Origin of the sequence: Demequina zhanjiangensis (assembly GCF_030418315.1) — a bacterium.
GTDB lineage: Bacteria > Actinomycetota > Actinomycetes > Actinomycetales > Demequinaceae > Demequina > Demequina zhanjiangensis.
Genome location: NZ_JAUHPV010000010.1, coordinates 22,179 through 41,255, shown reverse-complemented (window position 1 = coordinate 41,255; position 19,077 = coordinate 22,179). Strand labels below are relative to the sequence as shown.

Here is a 19,077-nt window from a genome sequence, read left to right as displayed (position 1 = left end):
GAAACGCCGAGGGGCGTGCGGGCCGGCCCCGCCTGGATGGCGGAGCGACCGGAGACCGTCCCTCAGCGTGGCGATGCGGATGCGATCAGGAGACCTGGCATCCGCATTGCGACTGCCCTTCCAACGATCGCAGGTCACGATTCGTGCCCCAAGCGCGTGTTGCCCTTATCACAGGTGGATTTCTGCGATATGTCGCCGCCACGCGAGCGCCCGCTGCGCCAAGGATTCGCAGTGCACCTGAGAACTTGAGCAGAGTCGACTCAACTTCGGCCCGCTCGGCTTGACAGGCACCCCGGCTGTGGATAACTTGAGTGCAGGTCGCTCAACTATCGAGCGAGCATTCGAACGTCGCGGCACCCGGCCGCAAATGGAGGTACACACATGTCCCGTGCAGTGGGAATCGACCTGGGAACCACCAACTCGTGCGTCGCCGTCCTCGAGGGCGGCGAGCCCACCGTCATCGCGAACGCCGAGGGCGCCCGCACCACCCCGTCGGTGGTCGCGTTCTCGAAGACCGGCGAGGTCCTCGTCGGCGCGATCGCCAAGCGTCAGGCCGTCACCAACGTCGACCGCACCATCTCCTCGGTGAAGCGCCACATGGGCACCGACTGGTCGCAGGAGATCGACGACAAGAAGTACACCGCGCAGGAGATCTCCGCGCGCATCCTCGGCAAGCTCAAGCGCGACGCCGAGGAGTACCTGGGCGAGAAGGTCACCGAGGCCGTCATCACCGTCCCCGCGTACTTCAACGACGCCGAGCGTCAGGCCACCAAGGACGCCGGCGAGATCGCCGGGCTCAAGGTCCAGCGCATCGTCAACGAGCCCACCGCCGCGGCCCTCGCGTACGGCCTCGACAAGGGCAAGGAGGACGAGCTCATCCTCGTCTTCGACCTCGGTGGAGGCACCTTCGACGTCTCCCTGCTCGAGGTCGGCAAGGACGAGGACGCGTTCTCGACCATCCAGGTGAAGGCCACGGCAGGCGACAACCGCCTCGGCGGCGACGACTGGGACCAGCGCATCGTCGACCACCTGGTCAAGGAGGTCAAGAACACCGAGGGCGTGGACCTCGCCAAGGACAAGGCCGCGCTGCAGCGCCTCCGCGAGGCCGCGGAGCAGGCGAAGAAGGAGCTGTCGTCGGCCCAGTCCACGCAGATCTCCCTCCAGTACCTGTCGATCGGTGAGAACGGCCCCGTCCACCTGGACACCCGCCTGACCCGCGCGCAGTTCGAGCAGATGACGCAGGACCTGCTCGAGCGCACCAAGGCGCCGTTCCACCAGGTCATCAAGGACGCGGGCATCAAGCTCTCCGACATCGACCACGTGGTCCTCGTGGGCGGCTCGACCCGCATGCCCGCCGTCACCGAGGTCGTGAAGGAGCTGACCGGTGGCCAGGAGCCCAACAAGGGCGTGAACCCTGACGAGGTCGTCGCCGTCGGCGCCGCCCTCCAGGCCGGCGTGATCTCCGGCGAGCGCAAGGACGTGCTGCTCATCGACGTCACCCCGCTGAGCCTCGGCATCGAGACCAAGGGCGGCGTCATGACCTCCCTGATCGAGCGCAACACCGCGATCCCGACCAAGTCCTCCGAGGTCTTCTCGACCGCCGAGGACAACCAGCCCTCCGTGCTGGTGCAGGTCTACCAGGGTGAGCGTCAGTTCGCCCGCGACAACAAGCTGCTCGGTACCTTCGAGCTGTCCGGCATCGCCCCGGCGCCTCGTGGCATGCCGCAGATCGAGGTCACCTTCGACATCGACGCGAACGGCATCGTCCACGTCTCCGCGAAGGACCGCGGCACCGGCAAGGAGCAGTCCATCACGGTGACCGGCGGCTCGGCGCTGTCCAAGGACGACATCGACCGCATGGTCAAGGACGCCGAGGAGCACGCGGAGGAGGACAAGAAGCGCCGCGAGGACGCCGAGACCCGCAACAACGCGGAGACCTTCGCCTACTCGACCGAGAAGATCCTGGCCGAGAACGAGGACAAGGTGCCGTCGGAGGTCGCCGACGACGTCAAGGCTGCGATCGCGGACGTGAAGACCGCGCTCGAGGGCGAGGACGTCGAGGACATCAAGGCCAAGCACGAGACCCTCGTGGAGAAGGCGCAGAAGATCGGCGAGGCCGTCTACGCCGCCGACCAGGCCGCAGGCGTGAACGTGGACGCCGACTCCGCCGCCTCCGCCGCGTCGGGCCAGCCGACCGCCGACGACGACGTGGTCGACGCAGAGATCGTCGACGACGAGGACGACAAGAAGTAGCGGTTCAGGCGGGCGCCCGGCACCATGCCCGGGCGCCCGCCGTCCGCGCTTCCCCCACGTCCTGAAGGAGGACCCATGACCGACGAGAACAAGAACCCCGAGTCGGAGGACCCGCTGGCCCAGGCCGAGAGGATCCTCAACGACGCCGCGGAGAGCGTCCCGGAAAGCACCTTCCTCGACGAGGACGCCGACGGCAGGGACGACCTCCAGGCCGACGAGGCGGGCGCAGACGACGCGCTCGACGCGGCCCAGGCCAAGGCGGCCGAGCACCTTGCCGACCTCCAGCGTCTCCAGGCGGAGTACGTGAACTATCGCAAGCGCGTGGACCGCGACCGCGAGCTGATCGCCACCAACGCGACCGCGAAGGCGATCGAGGCGCTCATCCCCGCGCTCGACGACATCGCGGCGGCGCGCGAGCACGGCGACCTGGCCGACGGCCCGTTCGCATCGATCGCGGAGAAGCTCGAGACCGCGCTCGGTCGCCTGGGCTGGTCCAGCTTCGGCGCGGCGGGCGAGCTCTTCGACCCGCTGCACCACGAGGCGCTGATGTCGCAGCCCAGCAGCGAGGTGACCGAGCCGACGATCCAGCAGGTCGCGCAGCCGGGCCACCGCATCGGCGATCGCGTCGTCCGCCCCGCGCGGGTGATCGTCGCCCAGCCCGAGGACCAGCAGTAGAGACCGCACGACCCCAGGAAGGAGGCAAGGCATGACGAGTCAGGACTGGTTCAGCAAGGACTTCTACAAGGTGCTCGGCGTGACCAAGGATGCCTCCGCCGACGAGGTCAAGAAGGCCTACCGCAAGCTCGCGAAGGACCTCCACCCGGACCGCAACCCTGGTGACGCCGCAGCCGAGCAGCGCTTCAAGGAGGTCGGCGAGGCCTACGCGGTGCTCGCCGACGCCGAGCAGCGCAAGCAGTACGACGCCGTCCGCGCCATGGGCGGCGGGGCACGCTTCACCGCGGGCGGCCCGGGAGGCGGCGGCTACGAGGACATGTTCTCCGGCATGTTCGGCGGCGGCGCTCCCGGGGGCGCACCCGGTGGCGGCCAGTACCGCGCGCAGGGCTTCGAGGACCTGCTCGGCAACCTCTTCGGGGGCGGCCGGCGCGGGCCCCAGCAGGGCAACGACGTGGCGGCTGCCACCGAGGTCACCTTCCGGCAGGCCGCCGAGGGCGCGACGGTGTCGCTCCGCATGGACACCGGCTCGGTCTCGACTCGGCTTCCTGTCGGCGTCAAGGACGGCCAGAAGATCCGCCTGCGCGGCAAGGGCAGGCCCGGCGCGAACGGCGGCCCGAACGGCGACCTCCTGCTCACCGTGCACGTGGCGAAGCACCCCGTGTTCAGCATGGACGGCAAGAACCTGAAGGTGCGCCTGCCCATCTCGTACGACGAGGCGGTGCTGGGCTCCGCCGTCGAGGTCCCCACGCTCGACGGCCAGCGCGTCAAGGTCAAGGTCCCCGCAGGCACCTCGTCAGGCACCACGCTGCGCGTCAAGGGCCGTGGGCTCCAGACGAAGGACGGCGCAGGCGACCTGCTCGCGACCGTCGAGATCGCGGCGCCGTCCAAGCTGTCGAAGGTCGCGAAGGAGCTGCTGCAGAAGTTCGCGATCGAGACGGCGAAGGACGACCCGCGCAAGGATCTGTACAGGGACGCAGAGATCTGACCTCAAGGAGGGTGACCGTGGAGCAGCCGGACGTCGACGAGCCAGTCTTCCTGATCTCCGCCGCCGCGGAGCTCGCGGGCATGCACCCCCAGACCCTGCGCCAGTACGACAGGCTCGGCCTCGTCGTGCCTCAGCGCCGGCCAGGAGGAGGCCGGCGATACTCGCTTCGGGACGTCGCGACGCTGCGCGAGATCCAGCGCATGAGCCAGGACGAGGGCATCAACCTTGCAGGCATCAAGCGCATCCTCCACCTTGCTCACGAGGTGCAGCGGCTCGAGAAGGAGGTCGAGCGTCTTCGCCCCAGGGCCGATGTCGGCTCCCGGGTGTTCACCACGGGCCCGAGCGGCAACGTCGTCATCGTGGAGCGCGGCAAGCGTGCGCGACGCGACGAGGGCCGCTCCCTCGTCCTGTGGCATCGCCACGACCACTGACGGGTCAGGATCCAGGCACGACCTCTTCGTCGGCCACTCGCATCGTCGCCATCGTGGCGATGGTGCGGTAGGTGCCGAACCAGGACTCGAAGTCGGCCGCCGGCAGCGGCCGCGTCCAGTGGAAACCCTGCGCGGCATCGCATCCGAGCGCCGTGAGCGCATCCGCCACGCGAGACTCCTCGATCCCCTCCGCGACCACCCGCAGGCCGAGCGCGTGGACCAGGTCGATCGTGGAGCGCACGATCGAGGCGGAGCGCTCGTCCTGGAGCAGCGGCAGCACGAAGGACCTGTCGATCTTCACCTCGTCCACGTCGAGCTCCTGCAGATAGACCAGCGACGAGTAGCCGGTGCCGTAGTCGTCGATCGCCGACCGCACGCCCATCGCGCGCAGGGCCGTCAGGACTGTACGCGCTCGATCCCGGTCCTTGAGCAGCGCCTCCTCGGTGATCTCCACCTGGATCGCGGAGCCCGGGAGCCCGTAGGACGACAGCAGTCCCTCCATGAGCACCGGCAGCCGGTCGTTGCGGAACGTCATGGCGGGGATGTTCACGGCGATGGGCAGGTCGATGCCGATCGCCCGCCAGCGTGCCGCCTGGGCCGCCGCCGCATCGAGGACTGCGACCGTCACCTCCCCCATGAGACCTGCACGCGTGGCGAGCGGCAGGAACCCGTACGGAGGGACGACACCGATCCCCGGGCGGTCCCAGCGGACCAGAGCCTCGACCCCTTCGAGGTCGCCGGTCGCGAGCGAGATCTTCGGCTGGAAGTGCAGCACCAGCTCGCCGGCGCGGATCCCCTCGCGCAGCTCCGCGACCCGCTGCAGGTGGTCCTCGCCCGCCATGTCCACCTCAGGGTCGAAGACCGCGACGCCCAGGCCGTCGACCTTCGCGCGGTACATCGCGATGTCAGCGCGTCGAAGAAGGACGGGAAGGTCGGCCCCATCGTCAGGAGCCGCCGCGATGCCGACGCTGACACCCAGCGCGACCGCGGTGCCGTGCACCTCGAACGGCTTCTCGAGCGCAGCCCTCATCCTGTGCGCGAGCAGGGCCGCGTCGGAGCCGTCGAGCTGCGGCACGAGCACCGCGAACTCGTCGCCGCCGAGCCTGCCCAGAAGCGGGTCCACTCCGGCGACAGCGAGGGTGAGTCGTTCGGTGACGGCGCGCAGCACCTGGTCTCCCGCCTCATGGCCCAGGCTGTCGTTCACCTCCTTGAACCCGTCCAGGTCGGCGTGGAGCAGCGCTGCTCTGCCGTCGGTCTCCACCTCGAGCAGCAGCTGCGCCCCCTCGATCGCGAAGCCGCGACGATTGAGCAGCCCGGTGAGGTCGTCCGTCGTCGCCTCACGCCGCGCGTCCATCAGCTGGAGGGTCGACCGCACCGTGGCGTTCAGCCTGACGAGCACGCCGCCCATCGCGGCGATCGCCATGCCGATCGTGAGAACGGGGATGGGGACGGCGGTGCCGATGACGAGCGTGGCGGTGGCGGCGATGAGCGTGGCGCCCGGCACGACCATGAGGCCCCGCGATCCCGAGGCCGCCGTCTGCCTTGAGGCGGCGGGGATCCACGCCGCTGCGGCGAGCAGGAGCGCGCTGAGGGGCCAGAGGCCGTCCATCCAGGTGCCCTCGTCGTAGGAGTCGGTCGCGAGGAGGTTCCAGTAGAGGAGGTCCGCGAGCGCGGAGACCACCATGGAGGCTCCGATGAGGACGAGCGCCTCCGCCCGCCTGATGCCGACGAGCGCGATGCCGACACCGGCGATGAGCATGACGATCGTGTCGCCCACCGGGTAGGCGACGCCGACGAGGATCGCGGCGGTGCCGCCCGTGAGGGTGTCGGTGAGGGGTGCGAGGAAGACCGCTCCCACGAGGCCCGCCGTCGCGAGCGCGAGCATGATCCCGTCGAGCCAGACGGCGCCGGGAATCTGCCTTGCCCTCGCGCGCACGAAGACGACGACCCCCGCGATCGCGAACGGGTAGTAGCCCAGATAGAACGGATCGGCGATCGACGGGAAGGGTTCCGGCTCCCGGCCGGACACGACCTGCGTGTAGATGAAGTCGCCGAGCGTCGCCAGGATGAGCGCGGTGCCGAGGAGGAACCAGACGGACCTGTCGCCGCTGCGGCGGCAGCAGCCTCGCATGAACGTCAGCACCGCGGCGCCGCCGACGATCGAGAGGTAGAGGGTCATGTCGCGGTGCGGATGGTCGCCCGGGCCGAGGGCCACCAGCCATACCTCCAGCGCGACCCACGCGACGATCAGCGCGGACAACGTGAGCATGACGATGAGCGGCACCTGACGAGCGCCTGCGCCCGCGAGGTCACCGCCCACCGGGCTGACACGTCCATCCATGAGGTTCCTATCGACCCGAGGAGGCCGTCGTTGAGCGTCGGCGCGCACGCGTGAGCGCGAGAGATTCAAGGCGGGAGGGGCCGGTCGCGCCGCGCACGACGACGCCCCGCCTGCAGCATGCAGACGGGGCGTCGGAGAGAAAGATGCGGCGCGTGACGCCCTCAGCTCGTCACGCGCCGCAAGACTGTGTGTCGCGCTAGCGCTGGAGGGACTCCAGGAGCTCGCTCGCGTACCGGTGCGTGCCCGGGAGCGACTCGATCCACACGCGCGGAGGCTGGCGCACGAGGTTCGCGACGCGCATCGCGACCGCCTTCGCGCCGATGTGGTCCCGGAGCTCGGCGATGCCGATGCCCAGGCCGGCGCCACGCTCGACGAGCACGGCGTAGAGCCCGTCGCCCATGCGGGCCATCGGGTGCCCCGCGCCGTAGGCGCCGGTGAGCGCCTGGCCGACGGCGGCGTTGCGTGCCATGCGCTGCCAGGGGTCGTTGTCCTCGACGGAGACGTCCACCATCACGAGCGCGTGAGTGTCGATCACCTTGAGCCCGGTGCGCTCCGCGGCTCCGTAGACCTCCGCGAGGCGCTGCACCATGTACTCGGGGGTGCCGAGGCCCGACTCGGGGTCGTGCATCTGCGTGGACACCTGCGCGGTGGCGTCTCCCTCGGTCCACCCCTCACAGAGCGAACGGATCGAGCGGATCGGCGCCGACTCGTAACCGGCCGAGCGGAACAGGACGGCCATGTCGTCGATCGCCTCGGTGATGCCGACGCCGGCGGCGGCGCGGGCCTGGCCCAGCCGATACGCGGCGGGGGCGGTGTCGAGTCGCGCCTCAAGCGCCTCGACCAGGGCCTCGGCGGCGGGCGTGTACCAGTCGCCGGGGCGCAGCCACACCGAGTCCACCGAGGCCGACTCCCACGTGCGCAGGAGCGAGCCGACGGCGGTCCTCGAGACGTTCACATCGCTGCTCATGCCAGATGAGACGGGCGGCCATGACACCTATGACGCGGTTCTTCGAAGAATTTCTTCGGCGAGTCGCGCCGGTGTCCGGTTTATCCATCTGTGACCAATTGCTCACGCCGTGGCCTTGAATGTTCCTTCGCGTACACGAGAAAATAGCGGCACCCGCCGAACCCCTGCGGCGGCGACGAAGGAAGCCATGAGTCACGAGGCCATCGCACTGTGGACGGATTCGTCCAGCGATCCCGAGCTCATCGCGGGCGTGCGCGCCGGCGATGCGGCGGCCTTCGGCGTGCTCTACGAGCGCCACGTCGACGCGGCCCGCAAGGTCGCCGCGCAGTACACGAACACTGCAGCCGACATCGACGACGTCGTGTCCGAGTCCTTCTCGCGCGTGCTGCGGGCGCTGCAGCGTGGCGATGGCCCCGACCTCGCCTTCCGCGCCTATCTCTTCACGATCGTCCGCCGCACAGGCATGGACGTCATCAATCGCGGCGCACGCACGCGTCCCCGCGAGGACATGGGCGAGTACGAGGCCGCGCTCGGCTACGGCGCCTCGTCCGAAGAGCCTGCGATAGAGGGCTTCGAGCAGGGACTCGTCGCGGACGCCTTCCGTTCGCTGCCTGAGCGCTGGCAGGCCGTCCTCTGGTACACCGAGGTCGAGAAGAAGAGCCCGAAGGAGATCGCCCCGCTGCTCGGTCTGAGCGCGAACGGCGTCGCGGCGCTCGCCTACCGTGCGCGCGAGGCTCTCCGCCAGGCCTACCTGCAGCAGCACCTGGCCACGTCGGACCAGGTGGACTGCCTTGAGGCGAACACCCAGCTGGGCGCGTACGTGCGCGGCGGGCTGAGCAAGCGAGAGACGTCGCGTGTGGACGTCCACGTGCAGTCGTGCGAACGATGCACCGCACTGGTCGCCGAGCTCGAGGACGTCAATCGAGGCATGCGGGGGATCATCGCCCCTCTAGTGATGGGCGTCCTCGGAGTGGGGGCGCTCGAGGGGGGACTTCCGATCGGCGGCGCGCTCGGTGCTGGGGCCGCGGGTGCCGCATCCGGCAGCGGCGCCGCGGGCGGAGCAGGAGCTTCCGGCACGGGTGCCGGTGCCGCATCCGGCGGAGCGACCGCCACGTCGGCCACCTCCGTGGGCGGTGTCGCGGCGGGTGCCGCAGGCGCCGGCGGGCTCGCCTCGGCGGGCGCGGCGGGCACCGCGGCGACGGCAGGCACCGTCGCAGGCTTCCTCGGCACGGCCGCGTCCCTTGCGTTGCCGATCGCTGCGACGGTCGGCGTGGTCGCGCTGGCCGCGACGGGAGCCTCCTATCTGGGCCTCTTCGGCCCCGGAGACGAGCCGGCGGCAGCGCCCGTCCCGTCGGAGACCGCGGCCACGGCCTCGGCGGAGAGCCCCGCCGCTGGCGCGAGCACGCCGGCCGAGGCGTCGCCCGAGGCGAGCGTGGCCCCCGACGCGGAGGAGGAGCCGGAGAGCAGCGGTACCGCCGAGGCGGCTCCGGTGATCGAGCTCGAGCCCGCCTCCCAGACCTCTGACGACGACTCGACCTCGTCGGACGACGCGGCGGCGCCGAACGAGACGGAGGCTCCCCAGGAGCCCACCTCCGAGGACACGCCCGAGCCCGAGCCCGAGCCGACGACGCCTCCCACCACCATCAAGCCGACGACGCCTCCGACCACTCCCCCGCCTCCGCCGCCCACCGAGCCGCCGGTCGCGCTGGCGAGCCTGTCGATCCAGCAGGCGCCGCTGGGCTTCCTGTCGATCTCGTCGAGCGCCCCGTCCGTTCCCGTGACCGTGGACAACGACGGTGAGGGCGCGGCCGAGGATGTGACCGCGGAGATCACCCTTCCGGACGGCCTGACGTTCTCCACTCCGGACGCGGGCGGCATGGGCTTCTCGCTCCTGCAGTCCGACCTGCTCGGCGACTACCTGACGTTCGCCGCGGAAGGCACCTTCACCGTCGGCGGGTGGGAGTGCACCCTCTCCGACGACAGGTCCACCGCCTCATGCGATCTGGCGAGCCTGGGCTCCGGCGAGTCGACCACGCTCGACCTCGACGTGGACATTCGAGGCGCACTCGCGTCCGACGCGACGACGTCGTTCCGGGTCTCCGCGGGTGACGACACGTTCGAGTACACCGTCCGCACCGGACTGTCCTCCGCGTCGTCCCTGCTGGTGCCCGCCTACTGGACGTCCGGACAGGTCGCCGCGACCCAGGTGGGCGCAAGCCTCCTCGAGTGCCGCACCGGCGACCACTCGTGCGGTCACGCCGCCGACTTCAACGGCAACGCCTCGATGCCGTCCCTCAACGGCCGCTACTACGACCTGGTTCCCGCGGACGGGCTCGCGGGCCGCGACGCGTCGAACGTGACCGAGCTCGACCTCCCGGCAGGCGCGACGGTCGAGTACGCGATGCTCGAGTGGGCGGCCAGCAGCTCGGTGCACGATTCGACCTTCGATTCGGACACGGCAGCCGCGAAGCTCCACGTCCCGGGCGCGACCGAGCTGCTTGACATCACTGCGGACGACGTGGATGTGAGCACCGACGCCGACGGCCGCGCCGTCTACCAGGCGCGCCTCGACATCACGGACCTCGTCGCGGCCGCCGGGGCCGGCACCTACGGTCTCGCCGACGTGGCGCTCGCCAACGACCCGCACGACCCGGCGGCCGTCCGCGACTACTACGCAGGGTTCACTCTCACGGTCGTCTACTCGGACGACTCGCTGCCCGAGGCGTCCGTCGCCGTGTACGACGGCACCCAGTGGGTAGTCCCGGGCACGATGGCTCGACTCGACCTGTTCGCGCCCCGTGCCGCGAACGTCACGGTGGGCGTCGTCGGCTGGGGTGGCGAGCGCGGCACCATCGGCGAGCAGCTCGACATCGACGGCGACACTCTCGCCCCGCTGCACTGGCGCAACGGCTCGGTCTCGACCGCCGACTCGGGAAACGCGATGGACTCGACCGCCTTCGGATTCGCGAACGCGAACTCGTTCGGCGTCGACGCGAAGAGCTTCCGTGAGAAGACCGTGGGTGAGGGCCTTCACACGCTGACCCTCCACGGATCCGCCGACAGCTACCTGCTGGGCTCCGTCACCTTCACCGCGGTCGAGCGCTGACGCTCGCCGCGCCCGGTGCGCGGCTCAACGCTCGGGGCGCGGGCTCCAGTCCAGGTCGATCTGCCTCGCCGTCCGGGAGGCGAGCTCGTCCCCGTGCTGCCGTGCGACGACGTGCAGCGCCATATGCATGCCCGAGATCAGCCCGCCGGACGTCACCACGTCCTCGGCGTCGACCCACCTCATCCCCGGCACCGCCTCGCCGACGGTGGCGAGCTCGGCCAGGTCAGGGACGTCCTCCCAGTGGGTGGTGGCGCTCTTGCCCGTGAGGAGGCCTGCGTCTGCCAGGAAGAAGGCGCCGGTGCATACGGAGGTGACGAGGGTCGCCTCATCGGAGAGGGTCCGCACCGCCGCGGCGAGCACGCGATCGGCACGCCCCGTGGCAAGGTCGATGATTCCTGGGACGACCAGCACGTCGACCGCTCCCGCATCCGCTGCGGACGTCAGCCCCGTGACGCCAAGACCGCCGTACGCGGACACGTCCGCGCCGTCGGGGGCGATCATGGTGATCGAGTACAGCGGCGCTCCCCCATCCCTCTCGGACAGGCGCGAGGCGGTGAGGAACACCTCGTAGGGCCCGGCGACGTCCATGAGGTCGAAGCCGTCGAAGACGAGGATGCCGACGTTTCTCATGGGAGCACGGTAGCCGCCGTGCGGGGTTCCACGGAAGCGCGCAGCGGCGCTGGCGCCTAGCGCATCACCTCGTGGCTGACGCTGGGCCGGACCACGAGCCACAGGCTCAGGTGCGCGATCGCAAGCGTCACGCACATCACCGTGGCCATCGCGATGACGGAGATGCCGAGCATGCCTGCGACCGGGGAGACCACGCCGGCGATGCCGAAGTTCACGGCGCCGATGAGCGACGCCGCGGTGCCCGCCTCGCGCGGGTGATCGGCGAGCGCGAGGATCTGCACCGTCGGCATGACGAACCCGAGCGGCGCGACGCAGAGGAACAGCGACGCGAGCACGCCCACGAGGCCCAGGTCGAAAAGGCCCACGATCAGCAGCGACACGGCGCCGAGCGCCACGAGCGACAGCCCCAGCGTCATCACCATGCGCGGCGGATAGCGCCTCATCAGGCGCGCGCCGGTCTGGTTGAAGGCGACGAGTCCGACGGCGTTCGCACCGAAGACGAGCGCGAACTGCTGGGTGGTCAGTCCGTAGATGTCCTGGAGCACGAAGGTCGAGGAGGAGAGGTAGGAGAAGAGGCCGGAGAACGCCATCGATCCGATCGCGATGATGCCCAGGAAGGTGCGGTCGCGCAGGAGCACGCGGTAGCGGCTCAGGACCACGCGGCGCTCGAAGCGGCCGCGTCGGTCGGCGGGCATGGTCTCGAAGAGCAGGATCGAGGCGACCACCGTGACGAGCAGACCGTAGGCGGCGAGCACGGCGAACACGCCGCGCCACTCGACGAACTGGAGCACCTGCGCGCCGACGATCGGCGCGAGCACGGGGGCGAGCCCGGTGATGATGGCCATGCGTGCGAGGGTGCGGATGAGCTTCTGACCGGAGAAGAGGTCGCGCACGATCGCCATGGACACCACGGCGGCGCCTGCGGCGCCGAGGCCCTGGAAGACCCGGCCGATCATGACGGCCTCGACGTTCTGTGCGAACAGGATGCTCACCGAGGCGAGCACGTGCACCGAGGTGGCGACCAGGAGCGGCCAGCGTCGGCCGACCGCGTCGCTGAGGGGTCCGATGATCAGCTGGCCCAGGCCGAAACCGATCATCGTGGCGGTGAGGGTGAGCTGGATGGACGCCTCGGTGGTGCCGAGGCTCTCGGCGACCTGCGGGAACGCGGGCAGATACATGTCCACGGTGAAAGGGCCGAGGGCGACCGCCGCGCCGAGAAGGGTGATGAGGAGGCCCCGTTGGCCCTTGGTGAGCGCGTCTCCAGGGTGCACGTCCACGCTCGCGGGCGACGCGGGTGCGGCGTCGGCGACGGCGGGACGGCGGGTGTTGAGGTCAGCGGTCATACGGGTGGTGCTCTCCAGAGGAACGAGATTCGAGTGGCCACAGCGGCGCGGGCGCGGTCCTCTCACATCCGTTCGTCGGGGGATCGCGTCGTGGATCGCGGCTCGACTCCCATGCGACGGCACGCGACTCAGGTAGTAACGACTCCGTGGGGAAGTGTATTCCACGTGTCATGAAACGACCAGAGCGGAGAGCCACGGTGCGCGGCACGTCACACTCCGCCAGACGCACGACGCGGCGGCCACGTCGTCACGTGGCCGCCGCGCGGTGAGGAGAGATGCTCAGCGGGAGATCACCTTGGGGGACGCGACCGCCTTGAGGCCGTGCGCGCCGAACTCCTTGCCGTATCCGGAGGCCTTGGTGCCGCCGAACGGGACGGCCGGGTTGAGCCCTCCATGTCCGTTGACCCACACGGTGCCGGCCTGGAGACGGGTCGCGACCTTGAAGGCCTCATCGGGGTCGTTGGACCAGACGGAGGCGCCGAGCCCCTGCTCGGACGCGTTGGCGCGACGCACTGCGTCGTCCACGTCCGAGTACTTGATGACAGGGATCGCGGGACCGAACTGCTCCTCGTCGACGAGCCGCGCGCCGTCGTCGATGTCGGCGACCACGGTCGCGCGGTAGAAGAGCGGGCCAAGGTCGGCGGCGGGCTCGCCGCCGACGACCACCCGGGCGCCGCGAGACTTGGCGTCCTCCACCAGGTCGCTCACGATCTGGAACTGCTTCTCGTTCTGCAGCGGCCCCAGCACGTTGCCGCCCGCGAGCCCAGGACCCATGGGCATCTGCGCCGCCATCGCCGCGAGGCCCTCGACCACGTCGTCGTAGACGGACTCGTGGACGTAGAGGCGCTTGAGCGCGGCGCAGGTCTGGCCGGTGTTGATGAAGCAGCCCCAGAAGAGGTCCTCCATCATCCCGGACATGTCGGTGTCGGGCAGGACGATGCCGGCGTCGTTGCCGCCCAGCTCGAGCGTGAGGCGGGCGAGGTTGTGGGCCGACGACTCCACGATCTTGCGACCGGTCGCCGTCGAGCCCGTGAACATGATCTTGTCCAGGCCCGAGTGCGCGGCCATCGCGGCGCCGACGTCGCGGCCACCGGAGATGACGGTCAGCAGCCCGTCGGGAAGGTGGCGCGTGAAGATCTCCATGAGCGCCATGACCGACAGCGGGGTGAACTCGCTGGGCTTCACGACGACCGCGTTGCCCATCCGCAGGGATGGGGCGACCTGCCAGACGGTGATCATCATGGGCCAGTTCCACGGTCCGATCGCGCCCACGACGCCGAGCGCGTCGTAGTGGATCTCTGCACGCGCGGCGCCGTCCTCGAAGACCACCTCGGGCTCGAGCACGGTGTCGGCGGCGCTCCTGGTCCACACCGCGCACGCGCCCACCTCGAACCGCGCGTTCGGGCCGTCGAGCGGCTTGCCCTGCTCACGCGACAGGATCTGCGCGAGCTCCTCCGCATTCGCCTCGATGTCGTCGGCGATGGCGTGCAGGATGGTCGATCGCTCCTCATGGCTGAGCGCGGCCCACGCGGGCTGCGCGGCCTTGGCGGCGGCGATGGCGGCGTCGAGGTCCGCGACGGTGTGCTCGGGGGCGTATCCGATGATCTCTCGGGTGGCGGCGTCGGGGATCGGCCGGCCGGTGCTCGCGTCCGCGCTGATGGCGTCCAGGATCGTGGCAGTGGTGCTCATCACATCCTCCTTGATGTTGCTGCCCATTCCACCCGATGGCGGCGTGGGCCCATTGTCTTGACGCGCACGGTGGATGACACGGCGCGCAGCCCGGGATCGTCGTGGCGGGTCACGCCGCCTTGCGCACGTCCGACGGCGCCTGGCCGAAGTGCGCACGGAAGGTGCGGCTGAAGTGGGCCGGGTCGGCGAAGCCCGCGTCGAACGCGATGCTTGAGACGAGCCTGCCCGCCTGGCGCGGGTCGACCAGCGAGTCGTAGGCCCGCTCGAGGCGGCGTGTGCGGATGACGGTCGAGACCGTGGTGCCCTGCTCGGCGAACAGCCCGTGGAGATGCCGCAGGGAGATGAAGTGCACGGAGGCGATCGACGCGGGCGTGAGCTCCGGCGAGACGAGGTTCTCGTCGATGTGGTCCAGGATGCGGCGCATGAGCGCGTCGTGCCCGTGGTCGCTCGCGCGGGTTCCGACCGCGGTCTCGATGACGGTTCCCACCATGTCGAGCGCGGCGCGCACGAGCCGGCGGGACGCGTGGGGCTCGAGCGTGCCGAGCTCTCTCGCGAGCCCGCCGATGTAACGGCCCACGAGGGCACCGGCACCGCTGTCGGAGCCGAGCCGCTGCGCTGTCACCTGGGCCAGCGCGGACTGCGGGATCTCGAGCAGGTCGCGGGGGAACATGACCACGGACATGCGCATGTGGTCGTCGAACAGAAGCGAGTAGGGCCGTTCCGTGTCATAGACGATGAGGTCGCCCGCGCCGACGCGCGTCTCCCTCCCGTCCTGCACGACCATCCCGCTTCCTCGTTCGATCACGCTGAACTTGAGGTAGTGCTTGGGGCTGCGGGCGATCAGGCCCTGCGTGCGGTGCACGGAGTGCTGGTCGGCGTCCACGTCGAGCAGGTGGATGTCGCCGGTGGTCGCGGCGTTGACCAGTCCTTTGAACGTGTCGGGGATCGACGACTGCACGTCGAGCGCCACCACGGCTCTCGAGACCGCGTCACGGTACTGGGGGAACCCCACGGGCACGTCGGCATCGCCGTCCTGTCGGACGGAGAAGTCCTGCTTCGCTAGCGTCGTTGCTGAGCTCATCTCGCCACCTCTTCATGGAAGATACCGGGCATCGTATATGATCTGTCATCTTTTGGGAACCCGAAAGGTTCCCGCGATCACGCGCGGGGATCCGGCGTGAGGGTGTACTTGGTCTGCAGGTACTCGTGGATGCCTTCAGCCCCGCCCTCGCGGCCCAGGCCCGACATCTTCCAGCCGCCGAACGGCGCCGCGGCATTGGAGACGACCCCCACGTTGAGGCCCATCATCCCCGTGGCCAGCTGCTCGATCATGCGCTGACCGCGCGAGAGCGACTCCGTGTAGACATAGGAGACGAGACCGTACTCGGTGTCGTTCGCGATGCTCACCGCCTCCTCCTCCGAATCGAACGGCACGATCGCGAGGACCGGGCCGAAGATCTCCTCGCGGAGGATCTCGCTCCCCGCGGCCACGTCCGAGACGACGGTGGGCTCGAAGAAGGTCCCCGGGCCATCGATGGCACGGCCACCGACGCGCAGCTGAGCGCCCCGTCCCACGGCGTCGGCGACCAGCTCGGAGGCCTTGGCCACCGCACGGTCGTCGATGAGCGGACCGATCGCCACGCCCTCCTCCGTCCCCGCGCCGACCTTCATCCCGGTCACCCGCTCGGTGACGCGGCGCGCGAACTCCTCGGCAATGCTGCGATGCACGATGAAGCGGTTGGCGGCGGTGCACGCCTGGCCGATGTTGCGGAACTTCGCGGCGATCGCCCCGTCCACGGCCTTGTCGAGGTCAGCGTCGTCGAAGACGACGAACGGCGCGTTGCCGCCGAGCTCCATCGAGGTGCGCAGCACGCCGGAGGCGGCCTGCTCGAGCAGCCGGATGCCCACCTGCGTGGATCCGGTGAACGAGAGCTTCCGCAGACGCGGATCCCGCACGATCGGCTCCGACATCGCGCCAGAGTGGTGGGTCGTGAGGACGTTCAGCACTCCGTCGGGAAGCCCGGCCTCCTCGAAGACCGAGGCCAGCAGCAGCGTCGTGAGGGGCGTGAGCTCGGCAGGCTTGATGACCGCGGTGCAGCCCGCGGCGAGGGCTGGCGCGATCTTGCGGGTCGCCATCGCGAGGGGGAAGTTCCACGGCGTGATCAGGTAGCAGGGGCCGACGGGATGCTGCGTCACGATCATCCGGCCGGTGCCTTCGGGGTTCGCCCCGTACCGCCCGGACACTCGCGGCGCCTCCTCGGCGAACCATCGCAGGAACTCGGCCCCGTAGGCCACCTCTCCCCTGGCCTCGTGCAGGGGCTTGCCCATCTCGAGGGTCATGAGCAGGGCGAAGTCCTCGGCGCGGGCGGTCACGATCTCGAACGCCTTGCGGAGGATCTCGGAGCGGACGCGGGCGGGCGTGGCCTCCCACGCGGGGCCGGCGTCGCACGCGGCGTCGAGCGCCGCCTTGCCGTCCTCGACCGTGGCCGAGGCGATGGTGCGCAACACCTCCCCCGTCGCGGGATCGCGGACGTCGAGCCTCGCTCCGTCGGAGGCCTCGCGCCACTGTCCGCCGATGAACAGCCGGTCGGGAACCTGGGCGAGGAGGTCGTGCTGGTGGGGACTCATGCGATGTCGCTCCTTCTGGCGGACGCGGCCGTCCGCCTGGTGTCAGTGGCTCATGGAGGGTTCGGTGGAGACGGCGTGGAGGTGCTGCGCGAGGAAGGCGGTGAGCGCCTCAGGCTCGGACAGGGGGAGCACGTGCGCCACGTACTGGTCGGGCCGCACGACGACCACGCAGCCGTCGCGGGAGATGCCGCGAGCGTCGAAGATGTCGTCCTCGGGGTCGGCGGCGTAGACCTTCTCGTAGTCGATGAGCCCGAAGGGACCGACCCGTGGCAGGAACAGCGGGTGAACCCTCTCAAGCGCAACCTCGTCGTAGGGCTCCTGGTAGATCGCCTTCACGTCGAGCACGGAGTCCAGGTCTGCGCCGAGCGGGGTGACGCGGGCGACGGCGCCGTCGCGGACGTCGGTCACCGCCTCCGCCCAGTCGTGAAGCGCGAGGCCGCCGCGGTCCGCGAAGGCGTACACGCGCCACCTGCCGTCGGCCTTGGCGTGATGGCCCAGGTGCGCCGGCACCGTGTCGGCCACGCGCCGGACGGGCCACGACCGGAAGCGCTTCCCCACTGTCACCTTCGCCGCGAGCGCCTGGTGCGTGTCCGTACCGACGATCATGGAGGGCGGGTAGCAGGTCATGAAGCCCGCGGGGAACTCTGCCGTGCGCGTGTAGAACTCGGCAAGGGCGTCGGGGTCGCTCGACTCGTCCGGCTTGCTGGCCATCATCGTGGACCAGGTGCGGTCGAAGTCGATGAGGTTCTGCGCGATCTCGTGGCGTTCGGCATCGTAGGTGGCGAGCAGCTCCCGCGGCGCTCCCCCCCGCAGCACCGTCGCGAGCTTCCAGCCCAGGTTGAAGCCGTCCTGCATGGACACGTTCATGCCCTGACCCGCCTTGGCGCTGTGGGTGTGGCACGCGTCGCCAGCGATGAAGACGCGAGGAAGGCCGTCGGCGCGCTGGGGTGCGTCGTCGAAGCGGGGGGCGATGCGGTGGCCCACCTCGTAGACGGAGAACCAGGCGACGTCGCGGACGTCGAGCGTGTAGGGCGCGAGGATCGCGTTGGCGCGAGCGATGGCCTCCTCGACGGTGGTGCTGCGCACGCGACCGTGGTCCTCGGGGGCGAGGTCGCCCAGGTCCACGTACATGCGGAACAGGTAGCCGCCCTCGCGCGGGATCAGCAGGATGCTTCCCTCGACGGACTGGATGGCGCACTTGGTGCGGATGTCGGGGAAGTCGGTGACCGCGAGCGCGTCCAGCACCGCCCAGGCGTGCATGGCCTGGTTGCCTTCGATCTTCAACCCCATCGCTTCGCGGACGCCGCTGCGGGCGCCGTCGCAGCCGACGACGTACTTGGCCTTCACGACGCGCTCGGTCCCCTGCTGCTCGCCCGCGGTGTGGGCGAGGGTGACCGCGACGGGGTGCGGCTCCCCGTCGTGCACCTCGAGCGAGACGAACTCGTAGCCGTAGTCCGGGGTGAGCCTGGTGGGGGCGGCGGCCATGGAGGCGGCGAAGTAGTCGAGCACGCGCGCCTGGTTGACGATGAGGTGCGGGTACTCGCTGATGCCGGTGGGGTCGTCGATCGCGCGGCTGGCGCGGACGATGCGGCTGTGGTCGGCGGGGTCGGGGGCCCAGAAGTTCATGGAGCTGATCTGGTACGCCTCGGCGGTGATCTGCTGGGCGAAGCCGAAGGCCTCGAAGGTCTCGACGCTGCGTGCCTGGATGCCGTCGGCCTGGCCTACCTCGAGGCGCCCGGGCCTGCGCTCGACGACTCGGGCGACGATGTCGGGGAACTGCGCGAGCTGGGCCGCGAGGATCATGCCCGCCGGCCCGGCGCCGACGATCAGCACGTCGACCTCGTCGGGGAGCTCCTCGGGGGCGAGCGTGGCTGCGGCCGGGCTGATCCTCGGATCCCCGGACACGTAGCCGTGGTGGTGGAACTGCATGCCGACTCCTTCGTCCGCGTCAGTCTCGGGCCTGTCCCGCCGGTCCTCGTCGACCGTCAGGGTTGCCCCGTCCCGACCGATCATATACGATTTGAAATAC

At 70.1% G+C, this 19,077-nt stretch carries 13 protein-coding genes; 5 read left to right on the top strand and 8 right to left on the bottom strand.

Features of this window, described 5'->3' with window-relative positions; all coding sequences use genetic code 11:
* Positions 1–381: 381 nt before the first annotated feature.
* The 4 genes from dnaK to QQX04_RS13565 all read left to right on the top strand — a co-directional run bounded on the left by dnaK (position 382) and on the right by QQX04_RS13565 (position 4,344).
* Positions 382–2,253, top strand: coding sequence for a molecular chaperone DnaK (gene dnaK, locus QQX04_RS13580; RefSeq protein ID WP_301130095.1), 1,872 nt, complete (start codon positions 382–384; stop codon positions 2,251–2,253).
* A 75-nt stretch (positions 2,254–2,328) separates the two neighbouring features.
* On the top strand, positions 2,329–2,928 hold the full coding sequence (gene grpE, locus QQX04_RS13575; RefSeq protein ID WP_301130093.1) for a nucleotide exchange factor GrpE: 600 nt from the start codon (positions 2,329–2,331) through the stop codon (positions 2,926–2,928).
* Positions 2,929–2,959: 31 nt separating this feature from the next.
* Complete coding sequence (locus QQX04_RS13570) at positions 2,960–3,913, top strand: DnaJ C-terminal domain-containing protein (RefSeq protein WP_301130091.1); 954 nt, start codon at positions 2,960–2,962, stop codon at positions 3,911–3,913.
* Between the two features lie 17 nt (positions 3,914–3,930).
* Positions 3,931–4,344 (top strand): heat shock protein transcriptional repressor HspR, encoded by a 414-nt coding sequence (locus QQX04_RS13565; RefSeq protein ID WP_301130089.1) that lies wholly within the window; start codon positions 3,931–3,933, stop codon positions 4,342–4,344.
* Positions 4,345–4,348: 4 nt separating this feature from the next.
* Here QQX04_RS13565 and QQX04_RS13560 read toward each other — a convergent pair whose 3' ends face one another.
* Entirely contained in the window at positions 4,349–6,685 is a 2,337-nt protein-coding gene (locus QQX04_RS13560; protein WP_301130083.1) for a putative bifunctional diguanylate cyclase/phosphodiesterase, read from the bottom strand.
* A gap of 196 nt (positions 6,686–6,881) precedes the next feature.
* The gene (locus QQX04_RS13555; protein ID WP_301130081.1) at positions 6,882–7,652 is read right to left on the bottom strand and encodes a hypothetical protein; all 771 of its coding nucleotides are present in this window, start codon (positions 7,650–7,652) and stop codon (positions 6,882–6,884) included.
* A 187-nt stretch (positions 7,653–7,839) separates the two neighbouring features.
* Here QQX04_RS13555 and QQX04_RS13550 point away from each other — a divergent pair, with 187 nt between their 5' ends.
* On the top strand, positions 7,840–10,758 hold the full coding sequence (locus QQX04_RS13550) for a sigma-70 family RNA polymerase sigma factor (RefSeq protein WP_301130076.1): 2,919 nt from the start codon (positions 7,840–7,842) through the stop codon (positions 10,756–10,758).
* Between the two features lie 24 nt (positions 10,759–10,782).
* Here QQX04_RS13550 and QQX04_RS13545 read toward each other — a convergent pair whose 3' ends face one another.
* The 6 genes from QQX04_RS13545 to QQX04_RS13520 form a co-directional block, all read right to left on the bottom strand.
* Entirely contained in the window at positions 10,783–11,388 is a 606-nt protein-coding gene (locus tag QQX04_RS13545; RefSeq protein WP_301130074.1) for a DJ-1/PfpI family protein, read from the bottom strand.
* 56 nt (positions 11,389–11,444) lie between these two features.
* Positions 11,445–12,731: a multidrug effflux MFS transporter gene (locus tag QQX04_RS13540; protein ID WP_301130072.1), complete on the bottom strand. Its 1,287-nt coding sequence runs from the start codon at positions 12,729–12,731 to the stop codon at positions 11,445–11,447.
* A 279-nt stretch (positions 12,732–13,010) separates the two neighbouring features.
* Complete coding sequence (locus tag QQX04_RS13535) at positions 13,011–14,420, bottom strand: aldehyde dehydrogenase family protein (protein WP_301130070.1); 1,410 nt, start codon at positions 14,418–14,420, stop codon at positions 13,011–13,013.
* Positions 14,421–14,529: 109 nt separating this feature from the next.
* Positions 14,530–15,501 carry an AraC-like ligand-binding domain-containing protein gene (locus QQX04_RS13530; RefSeq protein WP_301130069.1) on the bottom strand — a complete coding sequence of 324 codons (972 nt, stop codon included), beginning with the start codon at positions 15,499–15,501 and terminating at the stop codon, positions 14,530–14,532.
* 77 nt (positions 15,502–15,578) lie between these two features.
* Complete coding sequence (locus QQX04_RS13525; protein ID WP_301130068.1) at positions 15,579–17,048, bottom strand: NAD-dependent succinate-semialdehyde dehydrogenase; 1,470 nt, start codon at positions 17,046–17,048, stop codon at positions 15,579–15,581.
* Between the two features lie 42 nt (positions 17,049–17,090).
* Positions 17,091–18,977, bottom strand: coding sequence for an FAD-dependent monooxygenase (locus QQX04_RS13520; RefSeq protein WP_301130066.1), 1,887 nt, complete (start codon positions 18,975–18,977; stop codon positions 17,091–17,093).
* Between the last annotated feature and the right edge of the window lie 100 nt (positions 18,978–19,077).